The organism is Nocardia sp. NPDC058633, from assembly GCF_042717045.1.
Classification (GTDB): Bacteria; Actinomycetota; Actinomycetes; order Mycobacteriales; family Mycobacteriaceae; genus Nocardia.
Window position 1 is genome coordinate 98221 of the sequence record NZ_JBHXRA010000020.1, and the last position, 18571, is coordinate 116791.

At 68.4% G+C, this 18571-nt stretch carries 14 protein-coding genes and 1 tRNA gene; 10 read left to right on the top strand and 5 right to left on the bottom strand.

Translation table 11 applies throughout. From position 1 onward, the window contains the following. Window positions 1–29: 29 nt before the first annotated feature. On the bottom strand, window positions 30–818 hold the full coding sequence (locus ACFWUR_RS24800; RefSeq protein WP_378909944.1) for a biotin--[acetyl-CoA-carboxylase] ligase: 789 nt from the start codon (window positions 816–818) through the stop codon (window positions 30–32). Between the two features lie 123 nt (window positions 819–941). Here ACFWUR_RS24800 and ACFWUR_RS24805 point away from each other — a divergent pair, with 123 nt between their 5' ends. The 3 genes from ACFWUR_RS24805 to ACFWUR_RS24815 all read left to right on the top strand — a co-directional run bounded on the left by ACFWUR_RS24805 (window position 942) and on the right by ACFWUR_RS24815 (window position 3679). Continuing rightward, window positions 942–2582 (top strand): acyl-CoA carboxylase subunit beta, encoded by a 1641-nt coding sequence (locus tag ACFWUR_RS24805; RefSeq protein WP_378909946.1) that lies wholly within the window; start codon window positions 942–944, stop codon window positions 2580–2582. A gap of 129 nt (window positions 2583–2711) precedes the next feature. Then, complete coding sequence (locus tag ACFWUR_RS24810) at window positions 2712–3041, top strand: acyl-CoA carboxylase epsilon subunit (protein WP_378909947.1); 330 nt, start codon at window positions 2712–2714, stop codon at window positions 3039–3041. 2 nt (window positions 3042–3043) lie between these two features. Next, window positions 3044–3679, top strand: coding sequence for a Maf family protein (locus ACFWUR_RS24815; protein ID WP_378909948.1), 636 nt, complete (start codon window positions 3044–3046; stop codon window positions 3677–3679). Here the strand turns inward: ACFWUR_RS24815 and ACFWUR_RS24820 are convergent. Then, window positions 3605–4369, bottom strand: a complete 765-nt coding sequence (locus ACFWUR_RS24820) for a helix-turn-helix transcriptional regulator (RefSeq protein WP_378909950.1) — start codon at window positions 4367–4369, stop codon at window positions 3605–3607. The genes ACFWUR_RS24815 and ACFWUR_RS24820 overlap by 75 nt on opposite strands. Before the next feature lie 148 nt (window positions 4370–4517). On the opposite strand from ACFWUR_RS24820, the gene ACFWUR_RS24825 reads away from it, so the two are divergent. The 4 genes from ACFWUR_RS24825 (at window position 4518) to ACFWUR_RS24840 (ending at window position 9012) form a co-directional block, all read left to right on the top strand. Then, on the top strand, window positions 4518–5480 hold the full coding sequence (locus tag ACFWUR_RS24825; protein ID WP_378909998.1) for a sulfurtransferase: 963 nt from the start codon (window positions 4518–4520) through the stop codon (window positions 5478–5480). A gap of 188 nt (window positions 5481–5668) precedes the next feature. Beyond that, entirely contained in the window at window positions 5669–7468 is a 1800-nt protein-coding gene (locus tag ACFWUR_RS24830) for an acetyl/propionyl/methylcrotonyl-CoA carboxylase subunit alpha (RefSeq protein WP_378909951.1), read from the top strand. Window positions 7469–7598: 130 nt separating this feature from the next. Then, window positions 7599–8567 carry a patatin family protein gene (locus tag ACFWUR_RS24835; protein ID WP_378909953.1) on the top strand — a complete coding sequence of 323 codons (969 nt, stop codon included), beginning with the start codon at window positions 7599–7601 and terminating at the stop codon, window positions 8565–8567. A gap of 100 nt (window positions 8568–8667) precedes the next feature. Next, a complete protein-coding gene (locus ACFWUR_RS24840) occupies window positions 8668–9012 on the top strand; it encodes a hypothetical protein (RefSeq protein ID WP_378909954.1) in 345 nt (114 codons plus the stop codon). A gap of 12 nt (window positions 9013–9024) precedes the next feature. Here the strand turns inward: ACFWUR_RS24840 and lat are convergent, their stop codons facing one another. Further along, window positions 9025–10365, bottom strand: a complete 1341-nt coding sequence (lat, locus tag ACFWUR_RS24845; RefSeq protein ID WP_378909955.1) for an L-lysine 6-transaminase — start codon at window positions 10363–10365, stop codon at window positions 9025–9027. 66 nt (window positions 10366–10431) lie between these two features. Then, window positions 10432–10884, bottom strand: a complete 453-nt coding sequence (locus tag ACFWUR_RS24850; RefSeq protein ID WP_056818059.1) for an Lrp/AsnC family transcriptional regulator — start codon at window positions 10882–10884, stop codon at window positions 10432–10434. A gap of 118 nt (window positions 10885–11002) precedes the next feature. Between ACFWUR_RS24850 and ACFWUR_RS24855 the strand changes: the two genes are divergently transcribed. Together ACFWUR_RS24855 and ACFWUR_RS24860 are read left to right on the top strand one after the other, a co-directional pair. Next, on the top strand, window positions 11003–12520 hold the full coding sequence (locus ACFWUR_RS24855) for an aldehyde dehydrogenase family protein (RefSeq protein WP_378909956.1): 1518 nt from the start codon (window positions 11003–11005) through the stop codon (window positions 12518–12520). Window positions 12521–12618: 98 nt separating this feature from the next. After that, window positions 12619–12692, top strand: a tRNA-Met gene (locus tag ACFWUR_RS24860). 43 nt (window positions 12693–12735) lie between these two features. On the opposite strand, the gene ACFWUR_RS24865 is transcribed toward ACFWUR_RS24860, so the two are convergent. Then, entirely contained in the window at window positions 12736–13410 is a 675-nt protein-coding gene (locus ACFWUR_RS24865; RefSeq protein WP_378909957.1) for a histidine phosphatase family protein, read from the bottom strand. Between the two features lie 10 nt (window positions 13411–13420). On the opposite strand from ACFWUR_RS24865, the gene ACFWUR_RS24870 reads away from it, so the two are divergent. Continuing rightward, window positions 13421–18571, top strand: coding sequence for a DEAD/DEAH box helicase (locus tag ACFWUR_RS24870; RefSeq protein WP_378909958.1), 5151 nt, complete (start codon window positions 13421–13423; stop codon window positions 18569–18571).

The window sequence follows — 18571 nt, forward strand, 5'->3', positions numbered from 1 at the left end:
GGGGACGGGTCCGGTTCTCGGGCCCGTTCTCAGTACTGCCCGCGCAGGTGCGAGACATCGCCCGCGGAGACCGCCTCCTCGCCGATGAGCAGTCGACCGGTGCTGTCGATACCGGTCGCGACCCCGGTGACGACCTTGCCGCCGGGCAGTTCCGCACGCACGTCGATACCGATGGTCGCGCACCGCTCGCGATAGGCGCTCGCGAGTTCGGCGCTGTCCCAACCCGATCGCTCCCACGCGGTGAAGCGGCGCGCGAACTCGGTGAGAATCCCCGCGGCCACCGCGGTGCGGTCGGCGTCGGGCACACCGGCCAGCGTCAGCGAAGTCGCGTGTTCCACAGGCAGTTCCGACTGGTCCAGGTCTACGTTCATGCCGATGCCGACCACCACCGCGGGCGCGATCCCGGTCGCGGCCACCTCGGCCAGGATGCCGGCGAGCTTGCGGCCGTCGAGCAGCACATCGTTGGGCCACTTCAGATCCGGCGAGACCCCCGCCGTGCCACGCAGCGCGTCGACCACCGCGATGCCGGTGAGCAACGGCAGCCAGCCGAGCGCGGAGGGATCGATGCCGGGCAGGCGCACCAGGATCGACAGCGAGATCTGGGCCCGGGGTGGACTCACCCAGGCGCGGGCATGCCTGCCGCGACCGCTCACCTGTTCTTCGGCGAGCAATGCCTGGCGGTCGGCGGACGGGTCGGCGGCGCGGGCGACCAGATCGGCGTTGGTCGATCCGGTCGACTCGACTACCTCGATCCAGTCGTAGAACGACACTCCCGGCGAGCTGCGCAGACGCTGTACATCCAAGGGGGCCCGGTTCATTCTCGGCACGTTACTGGAGTTCTCTGTGAACGATCATGACCACACCTAGCTGGGGTTTCTCTACTGGCCGGTAAGCGAGACTGCCGTGGTGCGCGACGGTGTCACTCGTTACACTCGCAACCCATGACGAGTGTCCAGCAGCAGCCCGCATCGGAATCGGCGGGCACCCCCGATATCCACACCACCGCCGGGAAGCTGGCTGATCTGCGGAATCGGCTGGAAGAAGCGCAACACCCGATGGGTGAGACCGCGATCGACAAGGTGCACGCCAAGGGCAAGATGACCGCGCGTGAGCGCATCCTGGCCCTGGTCGACGAAGGCTCCTTCGTCGAACTCGACGCCCTGGCCAAGCACCGCAGCGTGAATTTCGGCTTGGAGAACAATCGCCCGCTCGGCGACGGTGTCGTCACCGGCTACGGCACCATCGACGGTCGCGACGTGTGCATCTTCTCCCAGGACGTCACCGTGTTCGGCGGCTCCCTCGGTGAGGTGTACGGCGAGAAGATCGTCAAGGTGATGGACCTGGCGATCAAGACCGGTCGTCCGCTGGTCGGCATCAACGAAGGCGCGGGCGCGCGGATCCAGGAGGGCGTCGTCTCCCTCGGGCTCTACGGCGAGATCTTCCACCGCAACGTGCAGGCCTCCGGCGTGATCCCGCAGATCTCGCTGATCATGGGCGCCGCCGCCGGTGGTCACGTGTACTCCCCCGCGCTCACCGACTTCGTGGTGATGGTCGATCAGACCTCGCAGATGTTCGTCACCGGTCCCGACGTGATCAAGACCGTCACCGGCGAAGAGGTCTCCATGGAGGACCTGGGCGGCGCGCACACCCACATGGTCAAGTCCGGGGTGGCCCACTACGTCGCCTCCGGCGAGCAGGACGCCCTCGACTACGTCAAGGACCTGCTCAGCTACCTGCCGAGCAACAACCGCGCCGAGGCCCCGCGCCACGCGCCGTCGGACCCGATCAACGGGGCGATCGAGGAGTCCCTCACCGACGAGGACATCGAGCTCGACACGATCATCCCCGACTCGCCGAACCAGCCCTACGACATGCACGAGGTGATCCGCCGTCTGCTCGACGACGACGAGTTCCTCGAGGTGCAGGCCGAGCGCGCGATGAACATCATCTGCGGTTTCGGCCGGGTGGACGGCCGCAGCGTCGGCATCGTCGCCAACCAGCCGACCCAGTTCGCCGGATGCCTCGACATCGACGCCTCGGAGAAGGCCGCGCGCTTCGTGCGCACCTGCGACGCCTTCAACATCCCGATCATCACCCTGGTCGACGTGCCCGGCTTCCTGCCCGGCACCGGCCAGGAATACAACGGCATCATCCGCCGCGGCGCGAAGCTGCTCTACGCCTACGGCGAGGCCACTGTGGGCAAGATCACGATCATCACTCGCAAGGCTTACGGTGGCGCCTACGACGTCATGGGTTCCAAGCACATGGGTGCCGATGTGAACCTGGCGTGGCCGACCGCCCAGATCGCCGTGATGGGTGCCTCGGGCGCCGTCGGGTTCGTCTACCGCAAGCAGCTCGCCGAGGCCGCCAAGAACGGCGACGACGTCGATGCCCTGCGCCTCGAGCTGCAGAACGAGTACGAGGACACTCTGGTGAACCCGTACGTCGCCGCCGAGCGCGGTTACGTCGACGCGGTCATCCCGCCGTCGCACACCCGTGGCCAGATCGTGTCGGCGCTGCGGCTGCTCGAGCGCAAAATGGTGACCTTGCCGCCGAAGAAACACGGCAACATTCCGCTCTGAAAACGCGATATCTCGGATAGGCCGCGCACACTTGTTGTGGAAGACAACTATTGATCGGCGCGGCCACACCGGGAATGATCGCGGCAACCGCGCTGTGAAGCGAAGTAAGTGCAGGAAGGATCTGGCACTGTGACAACTGTGGCAGAAGAAGACGTGTTGACAGTCGCCGAGCTCGAGCTCGTCGTCGAACCACTCGTCGAAGAGGCCGAACTGTCGGTGGACACGGTGGCGCAGGCTCCCGTGGATGCCGAGGGCAAGCCGATGTTCCGCATTCTCAAGGGTTCGCCCACCGATCAGGACATCGCGGCCTTGGTCGCCGTCCTGAGCGCGGCAGCGGCCCAGGCGCCCGCGGGTGGCACGAACGAGCCGGCCGACGCGTGGGGCACATCGACGATGATGCATCGGGGCACGAACCCGTTCTCGCCGTACGTGTACCCGATGCTCTCGCACCTGCGCTGACGGTGACCAGGCTGGTTCTCGCGTCGGCGTCGCCTGCTCGGCTCGGGATCCTGCGCACCGCGGGCATCGATCCCGTGGTGCGGGTCTCGGGCGTGGACGAGGACGCGGTATCGGCGGCACTGCCCGCCGGTACCTCTTCCCACGATGTCGTCGTCGCCCTGGCTCGCGCCAAGGCGGCCGACGTCGCCGCCTCGATTCCCGAACTCGGCGCCGACTGCGTCGTGGTCGGCTGTGATTCGATGCTGCTCGTCGACGGGCAGCTACAGGGCAAACCGCACACCCCCGAGGTGGCGCGCGAGCGCTGGGCCACGATGGCGGGCCGCAGCGCCGACCTGATCACCGGGCACTGCGTGCTGCGGATGCGCGACGGCGAGATCGTCGCCGAGTCGGCGGAATGCAGCAGTACCACGGTGCATTTCGCGAAGCCGACGCCCGATGAGCTCGATACCTACATCGCGACGGGTGAACCACTGAAGGTCGCCGGCGCGTTCACCTTGGACGGGCTCGGCGGCTGGTTCGTCGACCGGATCGAAGGTGACCCGTCCAGCGTGATCGGGATCGGATTACCGCTGTTGCGCAGGCTGCTCGAAGACGTCGGTGTCGGTGTCACGCAGCTGTGGCGGGATCCGCGGGGCTGACGGCGCGACCACGTGCTGATCCCCCGGCTCCTTGGCCGGGGTGCGGTCGGGCGCGGTCATCGTCAGGTCGAGCCGGGCCGTACAGAGCTCTGGCTCGACGAAGGGGTGCAACTGCACGTCCACGCGGCCACGGGCGCCGTTGCGTTCGAGCACCTCCCGCATGAGCCCCATGTGCACCCCGCACACCACTTCGGCGTGCGAGCGGGCCAGTTCGCGCAGCGGGCAGGCCGTGAGGTTGATCTGGACGTGCTCCGGCGTCTCGCCTGCGGGCTCCTTCTCGGGCGCGAACCCGAGCTCCGACATCAGCGACATCGTGATGTCCCTGGCATCGGCGAGGGTTTCCACCGGCTGGGCGCCGATGTCCATCCGCGCACCCCACGCCCGCCCCGCGGCCATCGCGGCGGCGGATCGGGTGACCGGATCGGGGCCGAGATGGTCGGCCAACACCTGTGCGAGCTCCTGATATCCCACCGAGCGCTGCACCGCGCGATAGCCGATGCGCGGGCGTCCGCGACCGCGTGGCGGCTGCTGGAACTGGCGTACCAGGGATTCGCGGGTGAGGACGTCGAGGTGGAAACGGACGGTGGTGACGTGCTGTCCGGTGATCCGGGCCAGTTCCTGGGCATCGAGGGGCTCGGTGGCGCCACGTAGGATCGCGAGCAGTCGCCGTCGCGGCCAAGAATCGGACATAGCTCACCCCTCCTCTCCAGAGACTTTATCGGACATCCGTGCGCTTTATTCGCCCATTGTGTCGATTCGTGATGTGCCACCACACACTTACCATCGGCTGCGACCCGCACACTGCCGCACCCACCCAACTCGCGTGAAGGACCACACCGTGCCCGTTGCCCCGGATCCGCACCCCGCCTTCGGTTCCTACGCAGTCCCGCAACGATTGGTAACCACAGAATGGCTGTCCGCAAACATCGGCGTGCGTGGTTTACGAATCATCGAGTCCAACGATGACATCCTGCTCTACGACATCGGCCATGTCCCGGGCGCGGTCAAAATCGACTGGCGCGGCGACCTGAGCGACCCGCTGACCCGCGATTACGTCGACGGCAAGCGCTTCACCGAACTGATGCGAGCCAAGGGTATCGAGCGCGACGACACCATCGTGATCTACGGCGATCGCGGCAATGCCCAGGCCGCGCACACCGCCTGGATCTTCACCCTGTTCGGCCACGAGGACGTGCGCCTGCTCGACGGCGGCCGCGACGCCTGGATCTCCGAGGAACGCGACACCACTTTCGACCAGCCCTACCCCGCACCCAGCGACTACCCCGAGGTGGTGCGCGACGACTCGACCGCGCGCGCGTTCCGCGAGGAAGTGCTCGCCAGGCTGGGCAAGCCCCTGGTCGATGTGCGCTCGGCGCAGGAGTACTCGGGCGAACTCGAGGACAAGCCGCTCGACCAGGAGTCCCCCGCGGACGTGTCGGCGACTACGCGAGGGCCCGCCTGGCTGCGCTCCGCCGCCTCCTCCGGGTCGCCGACGTCGACACAGCGCGGCGGACATGTGCCGACCGCGGTGAACATCCCGTGGACCGACGCCGCCGCGATCGACGGGCGTTTTCGTTCGCGCGCCGAACTCGACGAGGTCTACGGCGCGCTGCCCAGCGAGGACCTGGTCGTGTACAGCCGGGTGGGCGAGCGATCCAGCCACACCTGGTTCGTCCTGACATTCCTACTCGGCCGCAGGTCCGTGCGTAATTACGACGGATCGTGGATCGAATGGGGCAACTCGGTGCGCGTACCGATCGCCACCGGCAGTGAACCGGGTGTCGCGAATCAGATCATTTGAAACATGTTCACATCACTGGACGCCGCGTAGTGTGACCTGCGACCTACTCGACAGTAGGGCTAGCCGAGTTCGAGCAGGGTTGGCACACTGCCTACACTCGCCCGAGAAGAAAGTTGTCGATACCGGGCACGGGGCCTAACCGGCGACCCGTTCCCCGACGCGACCAAAGATTGCACACAGGAGGCTCAGTGCCCAGCCATGCCAGCGCACGGATCACGAAGGTACTCGTAGCTAACCGCGGCGAGATCGCGGTTCGCGTGATCCGGGCTGCCAAGGACGCGGGAATCACCAGCGTCGCGGTGTACGCCGAGCCCGATGCCGACGCTCCCTTCGTGAAGCTCGCCGACGAGGCGTTCGCCCTCGGCGGTCAGACCTCTGCCGAGTCGTACCTCGTGTTCGACAAGATCCTCGACGCCGCGGCCAAGGCCGGCGCCGACGCGATCCACCCCGGCTACGGTTTCCTCTCCGAGAACGCCGATTTCGCCCAGGCCGTGATCGACGCCGGGCTGATCTGGATCGGCCCGTCGCCGCAGTCCATCCGCGACCTCGGCGACAAGGTCACCGCGCGCCACATCGCCGAGAAGGCGAAGGCGCCGATGGCCGCCGGCACCAAGGATCCGGTCAAGAACGCCGACGAGGTCGTCGCGTTCGCCAAGGAATACGGCGTCCCGGTGGCCATCAAGGCCGCCTTCGGTGGCGGTGGCCGCGGCATGAAGGTCGCCCACACCATCGAGGAGATCCCCGAGCTGTTCGAGTCGGCGACCCGTGAGGCCATCGCCGCCTTCGGTCGCGGCGAGTGCTTCGTCGAGCAGTACCTCGACAAGGCCCGCCACGTCGAAGCCCAGGTCATCGCCGACCAGCACGGCAACGTGGTCGTCGCCGGTACCCGCGACTGCTCGCTGCAGCGCCGCTTCCAGAAGCTCGTCGAGGAGGCGCCCGCGCCGTTCCTGTCCGACGAGGTTCGCGCCGCCATCCACGAGTCGGCCAAGCGCATCTGCCGCGAGGCCGGCTACTACGGCGCGGGCACCGTGGAGTACCTGGTGCAGGGCGAGACCGTGTCGTTCCTCGAGGTGAACACCCGTCTGCAGGTGGAGCACCCGGTCACCGAGGAGACCGCGGGCATCGACCTGGTGCGCCAGCAGTTCCGCATCGCCAACGGCGAGGAACTGTCGATCACCGAAGACCCCACCCCGCGTGGGCACTCGTTCGAGTTCCGGATCAACGGTGAGGACGCCGGTCGCGGCTTCCTGCCCGCTCCCGGCCCGGTGAACGTCTACCGCGAGCCCTCGGGCCCCGGTGTGCGCGTCGACTCCGGCGTGGTCCAGGGCAGCGTCATCGGTGGCCAGTTCGACTCGATGCTGGCCAAGCTGATCGTCACCGGTGAGAACCGTGAGCAGGCGCTGCAGCGTGCGCGCCGCGCGCTGGCCGAGTTCGAGGTCGACGGCTTGGCGACGGTCATCCCGTTCCACCGCGCGGTCATCGAGGATCCGGCGTTCATCGGCGACGGCCAGAAGTTCGACGTCTACACCAAGTGGATCGAAAACGAGTGGAAGAACACCGTCGAGCCGTACACCGCCGGTGGTGCGGCCGACGATGACGACGACGATCTGCCCCGGCAGAAGGTTGTCGTCGAGGTCGGTGGGCGTCGCGTCGAGGTGTCGCTGCCCGGTCAGTTCACCCTCGGTGGCGGTGCGGCCGGTTCGGCCGGCAACGGCGTGATCCGCAAGAAGCCGAAGGCGCGCAAGCGTGGTGGCGCCGGTGGCGGCGCCGCCTCGGGTGACGCGGTGACCGCGCCGATGCAGGGCACCGTCGTGAAGGTCGCGGTCGAAGAGGGCCAGACCGTCGAGGTCGGCGACCTGATCGTGGTGCTCGAGGCCATGAAGATGGAGAACCCCGTCAACGCGCACAAGGCCGGTGTCGTCACCGGGCTGGCCGTCGCGGCGGGCGCGGCGATCACCCAGGGCACGGTCCTGGCGGAGATCAAGTAAGCAGAACGTTCATCGCACGGGCGCCGGTCTTCTGGACCGGCGCCCGTTGTCGTTCGCCGGGGTGAACGCAGGACGAAGATCACCTGTCTCCGCGGCAGGGGTGCCTGTCTTCTGTCGTATCGTGGATCGGGTGACCAGTACTGCGCACACCGATCCGGGCCCGCTCTCGACGCCGGGACCGGCCACGGTGGCCGAGGTCATCCGAACTCGCCGACAGAGTGGTCTTCGGGCCGACGGCAACCGGCTCGCCCTGGTCATCGAGGGCGGTGGCAGCCGCGGTGTGTACTCCAGCGGCATGGTGCAAGCGCTCGAGGAGCTGGGTCTGTCGACGGTGTTCGACGCCGTCTACGGCACGTCGGCCGGAGCGATCAACGGCGCGTGGCTGCTGTGCGGGCGCGCGGCGACCGGGATGCGGTCGTGGACCGATCCGGCGATCATGCGTCGCGTGGTCGATCCGGTGCGGATCTTGCGCGGTCGTCCCGTCTTCGATCTGCGCTACCTCGTGCATCGGGTGTACGACGGCATCGAGCCGATGGATTTCCCCGCGATCCTGGCCAATCCCACCACCTTCCATCCGATCGCGACCGATATCCGCACCGGGCAGTCGGTGGACCTCGGGCCCTACATCACCGACAAACAGACCCTCCTGACGGCGCTGCGGGCCTCGGCGGGCCTTCCGCTGCTGGCGGGGCCGCCGGTCACCCTCGCGGGTGGCAGCTACTTCGACGGCGGGCTCACCGAAACCGTCCCGATCCGCACCGCCGTGGCCGCGGGCACCACCCACGCCTTGGTCCTGCGCACCCGCCGCACCGATGAACTCCGCCCGCCCGCGCCGTTGCTGCACCGGGTGATCGGCGGCGGCTATATGCGGGCCGTCGCGCCCGGCGCTTTCCGGGCGTGGAGCAAGCGGCCCGGTCAGCAGGCCATCGAGGACACCTACCTCGATGGCCTGGGCGATCAGGTCCTGCAGGTCCACCCGCCCGCCGGTTCGCCCGCCATCGACAGCGCTGCCCGCGACACCGACCTGCTCACCCGTGCCCTCGACATCGGCCGCACGGCGGTCCACTCCCTCCTCGGCGGCGCACTCCGCACAGCCTGACTCTCGGTTCGCAGTCGGAGCTCACCACCGTGCGCGCCGTGGTTCCCCGCAGGCGCCCTCGGCGGGCATCGATCTTGTCCCCCACGACTAGGCTGCTCGTGTGGAACCGATCGAGATCAACGCAGGGTCCTGGTACCTGCGCGCCCTTCGTGCCGACGAGCGCATCGACGATCGGCCCGCGCTGGCCGACGGCGGCATCACCGACCCCGACTACGTGGCCACCCGCTCGGCCCAGTGGGCCGAGGAATCCCATTTCTCCTGGGCGGTCTGCGTTCCGACGACCGCCGAGATGGTCGCCGAGATCGGCGTGACGCCGGCGCCCGACGACACCGCCACTGTCACGGGGTGGGCTCGCCCCGGCGAGGACGAGGCACTGGCCGCCGGTCTCGCCTCGGTCCACCGCTTCGTCGCGGGCGCACTCGGATTGACCGTCTCGCCGGCGTGATCGCCCGGTGCGTTACCCGCGTTCGCGCGTGAGTACCGCGTCGAGAGCACCGACGGCCTGACGCAGTTCGTCCTCGGTCACCGTCAACGCCGGACGGAACCGAATACCGCGCTCCCCCGTGCCCAACAGCAACACATGCTCACGTTCGCGCAGCTGGGTCACCACCCGATCGCGCAGCTCCGGCGTCGCCAGCGTGATCGCACACATCAACCCACGCCCACGCGCCTCGCTGACCAGATTCGGGTGTGCGACGGTGAGCCGACCGAGCTGGTCGAGCAGGAACGCACCGAGCGCTGCCACGCCCTCGATCAGTCGATCCTGTTCCAGCACTTCGAGAATGCGTCGAGCTCTGACCATGTCGGTGAGGTTGCCGCCCCAGGTGGAGTTGAGTCGCGAACTCACCCGGAAGACATTGTCGACCACCTCGTCGACCCGCCCGCCTGCCATGATCCCGCAGACCTGGGTCTTCTTGCCGAAGGCCACCACATCGGGCTCGACACCCAATTGTTGGAAGGCCCAGGTGGTTCCGGTCAGGCCGACGCCGGTCTGCACCTCGTCGAGGACGAACAGCGCGTCGTTGGCATGGCACAGCCGCGCCACGGCGGCGAGGAATTCCGGTCGCAGGTGGCGGTCACCGCCTTCGCCCTGGATCGGCTCGGCGATGAAGCAGGCGATGTCGTGCGGATGGTCGGCGAAGGCCCGCTCGGCCTGGGCCATGGCGCGCGCTTCGAGCGCGGCGATGTCGGGACCGGCGAACGTGTGCGGTGTGTCGATTCGGGGCCAGTCGAACTTCGGGAATCGCGCGGTCTTGACCGGGTCGGTATTGGTGAGCGACATCGTGTAGCCGCTTCGCCCGTGGAAGGCGCCGGTCAGGTGCAATACCTTGGTGCCGAGTTCCGCTGGGCGGCCGTGTGATTCGTTGTGCCGACTCTTCCAGTCGAAAGCAACTTTCAACGCGTTCTCCACCGCGAGCGCACCACCGTCGACAAAGAACAGGTGCGGTAAGCGCGGATCGCCGAGTACCCGCGCGAAGGTGTCGACGAAGCGGGCCATTTCTATGGTGTAGATGTCGGAGTTGCTCGGCTTGTTCAGCGCGGCGGTGGCCAGTTCGGCGCGGAAACGTTCGTCGCCGGCCAGCGCGGGATGATTCATCCCGAGGGCGTTGGAGGCGAAGAAGCCGAACATGTCCAGATAGCCGGTGCCGTCGCGTTCGTCGACGAGCGTGCGGCCGTGCGATCGGTGTAGGTCGAGAACGAGTTCGAAGCCGTCCGCGAGGATGTGCGAGGACAGGATTTCGTGGACCCGGTTGGCGGGGATGACCGCCGCGCCGGGGCGCTCCAGTTCGATGGTCACGAAGCCGACGATACGCAAATATTTACGGAAGTTCTACGGAATCGCGAATCAAATTACGACAGATCGCTACCTGTCATAGAATGTCTGCAGGATGATGGTGCTGCGGGTGTGCACGTTGGCCGTGGCCCTGATCTCCTGCAGCAGATGTTCCAGATGCCGAGGCGAGGCCACCCGCACCAGCAACACGTAGCTCTCCTCACCCGCTACCGAGTGACACCCCTCGATCCCGGGGATGTGTTGCAACAGGGCGGGCGCGTCATCGGGCTGGGAGGGATCGAGAGGAGTGATCGCGACGAACGCCGACAACAAGTGCCCGAGCGCCTCGGGGTCCACCTGCGCCGCGTACCCGCGGATCACACCGCGCGCTTCGAGCCTGCGCACCCGCGATTGCACCGCGGAGACCGAGAGGCTGGCCTTCTCCGCCAGATTCGACAAAGTGGCGCGTCCATCGGCCATCAGTTCTTTGATCAATAGTCGATCGATGTCGTCGAGCTGGGGTCGAGCCGGTGTGTCCGCCATCAGCGAAGGCTAACTCAGCGCGAGGCTCGCGCGGGGAAAACTTCTTTCCGTTCCCCTCCGAATTCTCCCGAACTTTTCCGTGAGTCCTACCAAACAGCAGAAGGTGAGCAGAGTACCGATGACGCAGACCGTGAACTTCTCCGAGCAGCTCGCACTGCGAGCCAGGGCGCTACTGCAGGGCCTCGGCGCCGCTGTGCCGCAACCCGGCCCGCTGCTCGCGCGGACGCCGATCTCCGGCGGTGTCCTGTTGCCGCTGACCACCGATACTCCCGCCGACGTGGACGCCGCGATCGGCCGCGCCGCGAGCGCCTTCGACACCTGGCGCACCGTCCCCGCACCGGTGCGAGCGGCGCTGGTGCGCAGGCTGGCCCAGTTGCTGGTGGCCCACCAGGACGAGCTCGCCGAGCTGGTGACGCTGGAGGCGGGCAAGATCGGCCCCGAGGCGCTGGGCGAAGTGCAGGAGATGATCGACGTCTGTGAGTTCGCGATCGGGCTCTCACGCCAACTCTACGGCGCCACCATGCCTTCGGAGCGGCCCGGCCACCGACTCATGGAGACGTGGCATCCCCTCGGGGTGGTCGGGGTGATCTCGGCGTTCAATTTCCCTGTCGCGGTGTGGGCGTGGAATACCGCGATCGCGCTGGTGTGTGGCGACACCGTGGTGTGGAAGCCGTCGGAGACCACGCCGTTGACGGCGTTGGCGTGTCACACGCTGCTGCGGCGCGCGGCGGTCGATGTAGGAGCGGATCCCGAAGTGCACCAACTGATTCAAGGTGACGCCGCCGTCGGCTCGGCGTTGGTGGACGATCACCGGGTCGCCCTGGTGAGCGCGACCGGTTCGGTGCGCATGGGCGCCACCGTCGCCCCGCGGGTGGCGGGGCGGTTCGGGCGCTGCCTGCTCGAGTTGGGTGGCAACAACGCCGCGATCGTGGCGCCGAGTGCCGATCTGGAGCTGGCGGTGCGCGCCATCGTCTTCTCCGCGGCGGGTACGGCAGGCCAGCGGTGTACGAGCCTGCGGCGGTTGATCGCGCATCGTTCGATCGCCGATCAACTCCTCGAACGGCTCGCGGCGGCGTACAGCCAACTGCCCGTGGGCAATCCGCTCGACGATGCGGTGTTGGTCGGGCCGCTGATCAACGAGCGTGCCTTCGCAGCGATGCAAAAGGCACTGGTCGGCGCGGTCACCGAGGGCGGCGACATCATCTGTGGCGGTGAACGAGTCGAAACGCTCGGTCCCGACGCCTACTACGTGCGGCCCGCTCTCGTTCGCATGCCGGCGCAGACCGAACTCGTGCGCGAGGAAACATTCGCGCCGATCCTGTATGTGCTCACCTACGACGAAATCGACGACGCTATCGCCCTCAACAACGGTGTGACGCAGGGCCTTTCCTCGTCGATCTTCACTCTCGACCAGCGCGAGGCCGAACAGTTCCTGGCCGGGTCCGACTGCGGCATCGCCAATGTCAACATCGGCACCTCGGGCGCGGAGATCGGCGGCGCGTTCGGCGGGGAGAAGAACACCGGCGGCGGCCGGGAGTCGGGCTCCGACTCGTGGAAGGCCTATATGCGCCGGGCCACCAACACCGTCAACTACTCCACCGAACTCCCGCTCGCGCAGGGCATCCATTTCGGCTGATGAGCCAGACGTAACCGCCGCGTCCGCGCGCGCCGCGCGACCGCGCCCATCAGGCGATTTCGTCTTCTGACCCACCCCGTGTAAAGTGGTATTTGCAACGCGGGATGGAGCAGCTCGGTAGCTCGCTGGGCTCATAACCCAGAGGTCGCAGGTTCAAATCCTGTTCCCGCTACTACGAAGAAGGCCCCAGAGTTTCGACTCTGGGGCCTTCTTCGTTATCCGTTGCCGAGTCGCAAGGTCCAGTTGCCCCGGTAGTGCAACCGGGTGATGCTCGCGGGTGGAACATCTATGCGCCAGAACGACTTCGCGGGTGCGTCGAGCACCACCAGCAGCGCCGCTCGCACCACGGCCGGATGTGTCACTGCCACGGTGTCGCGCCCCGACGAAGCGATCTCCGCCAACCAGAACCGCACCCGATCGACCAGGTCGGTGACGGATTCCCCACCGTGCCCGCGGAATTCGGGATCGGTGAGCCAGGCGAACAGTTGGTCCTGAGCGAGGGTGCTCATCTCACTACCTCGCCACGACCCGGCATCGAGATCCCGTAATCGCACGTCCTGCTCGCCGAGCAGGCCCAACTCCTCCGCCGTCTCCCGGACGCGGCGCTCGGGCCCCGTCCGCACCAGCGCGTCATCGAGCGGCACGCAGGCGCGCACGGCGGCACGCCCCGACTCGTCAAGGGGTTCATCGACAGGGAAACGCGCCTTACGTACCGCCTCGGTAAGGCCATGGCCGACAAGGTCGACTCTCAGCACCGTTTGCACGAGAGTCGAGGGTAGCCACGAGTGCGATCCACGCCACACCCCGGGTGATATGCCGTCCCGGTCATCGGCGGGTTCACGCAGGTCGGGGCGCATGATGTCGGCGAGGTTGTCGGTGGGTCGGTGCACACTTGGTGCTATGGATCGGTTCTCCCCCGCAACGGCACAGTGGTTCGACGGCGCCTTCCCCGGCGCGACGTCGGCCCAGCTCGGCGCGTGGGACGCGATCGCCGCCGGAGACAACACACTGGTGATCGCGCCGACCGGATCGGGCAAGACCTTGTCGGCGTTCCTGTGGGCCATCGACCAGCTGGCGCAGCGTGAGCCACCGGAACCGGGCGCGTCCAGGGGCACGTCGGTGCTGTACGTGTCGCCGTTGAAGGCGCTGGCTGTGGATGTGGAGCGCAATCTCCGGGCGCCGCTGGTAGGGGTGACGCAAACGGCGAAAAGGTTGGGGCTCGACCCGCCGGACATCTCGGTGGGAGTGCGCTCCGGCGACACTCCCCCGGCCCAGCGACGGGCGATGCTGCGCACGCCGCCGGACATCCTCATCACCACGCCGGAGTCGTTGTTCCTGCTGTTGACCTCCGCGGCTCGCGAAACGCTGGCCCAGGTGAACACGGTGATCGTCGACGAAGTACACGCCATCGCCGGGTCCAAGCGCGGCGCGCACCTGGCGTTGTCGCTGGCGCGGCTGGATCAGCTCACCGAGCGGCCCGCGCAGCGGATCGGCTTGTCGGCGACGGTGCGCCCGCCGGAGGAGGTCGGGCGGTTCCTGGTGGGCAACGCGCCGATCACCATCGTGCGCCCACCCGCGCCGAAGACCTTCGACCTGTCGGTACGGGTGCCGGTGGCCGATATGACCGACCCCGGGAGTGACTCCGATCAGCCGGGGTCGATCTGGCCGCATGTCGACGAGGCCATCGTCGACCTGGTGCTCGAGCATCGGTCCTCGATCGTGTTCGCGAACTCACGGCGACTCGCCGAGCGGCTGACCGCGCGACTCAACGAGACCTACGCCGCCCGCCTCGGCGAGCCGGTGGAGACCGAGCACAAGCCGCCCGCCCAGCTCGGCCCGTCCACCGAGGTGATCCACGGCGCCGAGCACCTGTTGGCGCGTGCCCATCACGGGTCGGTCAGCAAGGAACAGCGCGCCCTCATCGAGGACGACCTCAAGACCGGTCGCCTGCGGTGTGTGGTGGCCACCAGCAGCCTCGAACTCGGCATCGACATGGGCGCGGTGGATCTGGTGGTGCAGGTGGAGTCGCCGCCATCGGTGGCCAGTGGCTTGCAGCGGGTCGGCCGCGCCGGGCACCAGGTCGGTGAGGTCTCGCGCGGCGTGCTGTTCCCCAAGCACCGCACCGACGTCATCCACTGCACGGTCGCCGCCCAGCGCATGCTCGCGGGGCAGATCGAGAAGATCCAGATCCCCGCGCACCCGCTCGACATCCTCGCCCAGCAGACCGTGGCGGCGTGCGCGCTCGAACCCGTCGACGTCGACGCCTGGTTCGATATCGTCCGCTCCACCGGCAGCTACGCGCAGCTGCCCCGCTCGGCGTACGAATCGGTGCTCGACCTGCTGGCCGGGCGCTATCCGTCCGACGAGTTCGCCGAACTGCGGCCGCGGGTGGTGTGGGACCGCGACGCCGGCACCCTCACCGGGCGTCCCGGCGCGCAACGCCTGGCGGTGACCTCCGGTGGCGCGATCCCCGACCGTGGCATGTTCGCGGTGTTCATGGTTGGCGAGAAGGCTTCTCGAGTGGGCGAACTCGATGAGGAGATGGTCTACGAATCGCGCGTCGGTGATGTGTTCGCGCTCGGTGCGACCAGTTGGCGGATCGAGGAGATCACCTTCGACCGGGTGCTGGTGTCACCGGCGTTCGGGCTGCCGGGCCGGTTGCCGTTCTGGCATGGCGACGGGTTGGGGCGCCCGGCCGAATTGGGCGCCGCACTGGGTGAATTCGTTCGCACGGCCGGTCAGGTACCGGCGAACGAGTTGACGCGGATCGTGGCGAACATGGCGTCGGCCGCCGCGCCGGAGAAGTCGGCGCAGGCCGAGCACTCGCCTGCCGAGCAGGGCAAACCCGCCGTACGGCTCGAGCATCTGGTCCGCACGGCCGGACTCGATCAGAACGCGACCGCCAATCTGGTCGGCCTGCTCGAGGAACAGCGCGGTGCCACAGGTCAATTGCCGACCGACCGCACGCTGGTCGTGGAGCGTTTCCGCGACGAACTGGGCGACTGGCGACTGGTCCTGCACTCCCCGTACGGCACCCCGGTGCACGCACCGTGGGCGCTGGCGGTGGGCGCGCGTCTGCAGGAACAGTTCGGCATCGACGCCGCCCCGACCGCCTCCGACGACGGCATCGTGGTGCGCCTGCCCGACACCACCGACCAGCCACCCGGCGCCGAACTGTTCGCCTTCGAACCCGACGAGATCGACGACATCGTCACCGAACAGGTCGGCGGCTCAGCTCTTTTCGCCTCCCGCTTCCGCGAGTGCGCCGCCAGGGCGCTGCTGCTGCCCCGCCGCGACCCCGGCAAGCGCGCACCCCTGTGGCAGCAGCGGCAGCGCTCTGCCCAATTGCTCGATGTGGCACGCAAGTTCCCGCAGTTCCCGATCCTGCTGGAAACCGTCCGCGAATGCCTGCGCGACGTATACGACCTGCCTGCCCTGCGCGAACTGCTCACCAAGGTCGCCCGCCGTGAGATCCGGCTGATCGAAGTCGAGACCGCGAGCCCGTCGCCCTTCGCCGGCGCCTTGCTGTTCTCCTACATCGGCCAGTTCCTCTACGACGGCGACAGCCCACTGGCCGAACGCCGCGCCGCCGCACTGGCGCTCGACTCGAGTCTGCTCGCCGAACTGCTCGGTCGCGTCGAACTACGCGAACTCCTCGACCCGGCCATCATCGCCCTGACCGAACAAGAACTCCAGCGCCTCACCCCCGAACGTCGAGCTCGCGACGCCGAAGGCCTGGCCGACCTCCTGCGCCTGCTCGGCCCCCTCACACCCGTCGAGGCCGCGGCCCGCTGTGTGCCCCGGCCCGGCACCGCAGCCGCGGCCCGCCATGCCGAGGCCATGGAAAGTCGAGCACCCGACGAGTACCGCACCCACGAACGCGCCTCGGAGTCCGATGAACTCGCCGGGGGTGCTCGCGCAGCCGAGCCGTACGATCGCGTCGCATCGAGTGCCGCTCCCTCCGACGACGCAACAGCAGGTGGACTCGCTTCCGGTCGAGGCGAGGGTGACCTGCTCCTCGACTCCGACGCGCCGGTGTGGTTCGAGGAACTGCGGGATTCGCGGCGGGCGCTGGAGGTTTCGTTCGCGGGACGCACCTGGTGGGTGGCGGTCGAAGACGCGGCGCGGCTGCGGGACGCGCTCGGGGTGCCCTTGCCGATCGGGGTGCCCGCGGCGTTCATCGAGCCGGTGCCCGATCCGCTGGGCGACCTCGTCGGCCGCTACGCGCGCACGCATGCGCCGTTCACGACGGCCGCGGTCGCCGACCGCTTCGGCTTGGGTAGCGCCGTGGCCGCGACGTCGCTGCACCGCCTGCTCGCCGAGAAGCGGGTTGTGGAAGGCGAGTTCACGCCGGGCACCGCGGGCGGCGAGTGGTGTGATGCCCAGGTCCTGCGCCGGTTGCGCCGCCGTTCGCTGGCTGCCGCCCGGCACGAGGTCGAGCCGGTCTCCACCGCGGCTTTCGCGCGCTTCCTGCCCGCCTGGCAGCACGTCGGGTCCGGCGAGCTCCGCGGCGTCGACGGCGTGGCGACTGTCGTGGAACAGCTTGCGGGCGTGCCGATTCCGGCCTCGGCCTGGGAGTCACTGATCCTGCCGCTGCGGGTCCGCGACTATTCCCCCGCCATGCTGGACGAGCTGATGGCGACCGGTGAGGTGGTGTGGTCGGGCCATGGTGCGATCACCGCGCGCGACGGCTGGATCGCCCTGCACCTGGCCGATCAGGCTCCCTTCACCCTGCCTCCGGCCGATGAGATCGACCCCACCGATATCCAGCTCGGCCTCCTTGCCGCACTCGGCGCGAACCTGGAGCCATGGCCCCCACCCGGCTCCGCTCGCGGTGTGGTGGCCGACTCGGACGCAGCCACCACTGCGAAGCCTGCCCGGGACCGAAAAGCCCCCGCCGACCCGGCGACGACGCCGACAGGCAAACGTTCGCGCACCAGCGAACGCGAGGTGGTCGACCTCGACGCACCCGACCACACCTCGGTGACCGCGAACAACGACACCGACGTCACGACTCCACCACCCGCTTCCACCAGCGGTCGGCCTGGCCCGGACGACCACGCGCCCCCCGTTTCCGCCGGCGCGGCAGCGCGGCGGGGTGCCGACCTCCCACGACTTCCGCTCACCCTGCGCGGCGGTGGCGCCTTCTTCTTCCGCCAACTCTGCGACGCCGCGGGCCTGCTCGACGACAAGGCAGCCGCGGACGCACTGTGGCAGCTCGTCTGGGCCGGTTACGTCTCCGGTGACACCTTCGCCCCCGTGCGCGCCCTGCTGTCGGGCACCGCCCGCACCACCACCGCCCACCGCGCCCCCCGTCGCGCTCCCCGCGGTCGCGCGTACCTGCCGCGACCGTCGATGCCGACCCGCACGGGCCCGCCGACACTGGCGGGCCGCTGGTCGATCCTGCCCGAACGGGTGCAGGACAACACCGTTCGCGCCCACGCCACCGCCGATCAGCTCATCGAACGCTATGGCGTGCTGACTCGCGGTTCGGTGCAGAACGAGGGGATATCCGGCGGTTTCCAGCTGATGTACCGGGTGCTCACCGAGTTCGAGGATCGCGGCCGGTGCAGGCGCGGCTACTTCGTCGACACGCTCGGTGGCGCCCAGTTCTCCACCACCGACACCGTCGACCGTGTGCGCTCGTTCGACACCGACCGTGACAACACCCGATCGCTCGTCGCGCTCGCCCTGGCGGCGTGTGACCCCGCCAATCCCTACGGCGCCGCCCTGCCGTGGCCGAAGAGCGACGCCGAAGGTGGTCATCGGCCGGGCCGCAAAGCGGGCGCTGTGGTGGTGCTGGTCGGCGGCGAACTGGTGCTCTACTCCGAGCGCGGCGGCAAGACTCTGCTCAGTTTCACCGAGGACATCGGCTCGCGCCGGGCGGCAGCGGTAGCGCTGGCCGGGCTGGTGCGCGACCGGAGGGTGGACAGTTTGGTGATCGACAAGATCAACGGAGAGACCGTGCACGGCAACCTCTTCGCCGAAGTCCTCGTCGAGGCCGGTTTCTCGATGACCCCCAGCGGCCTGCGGCTGCGCAGGCAGGTGTAG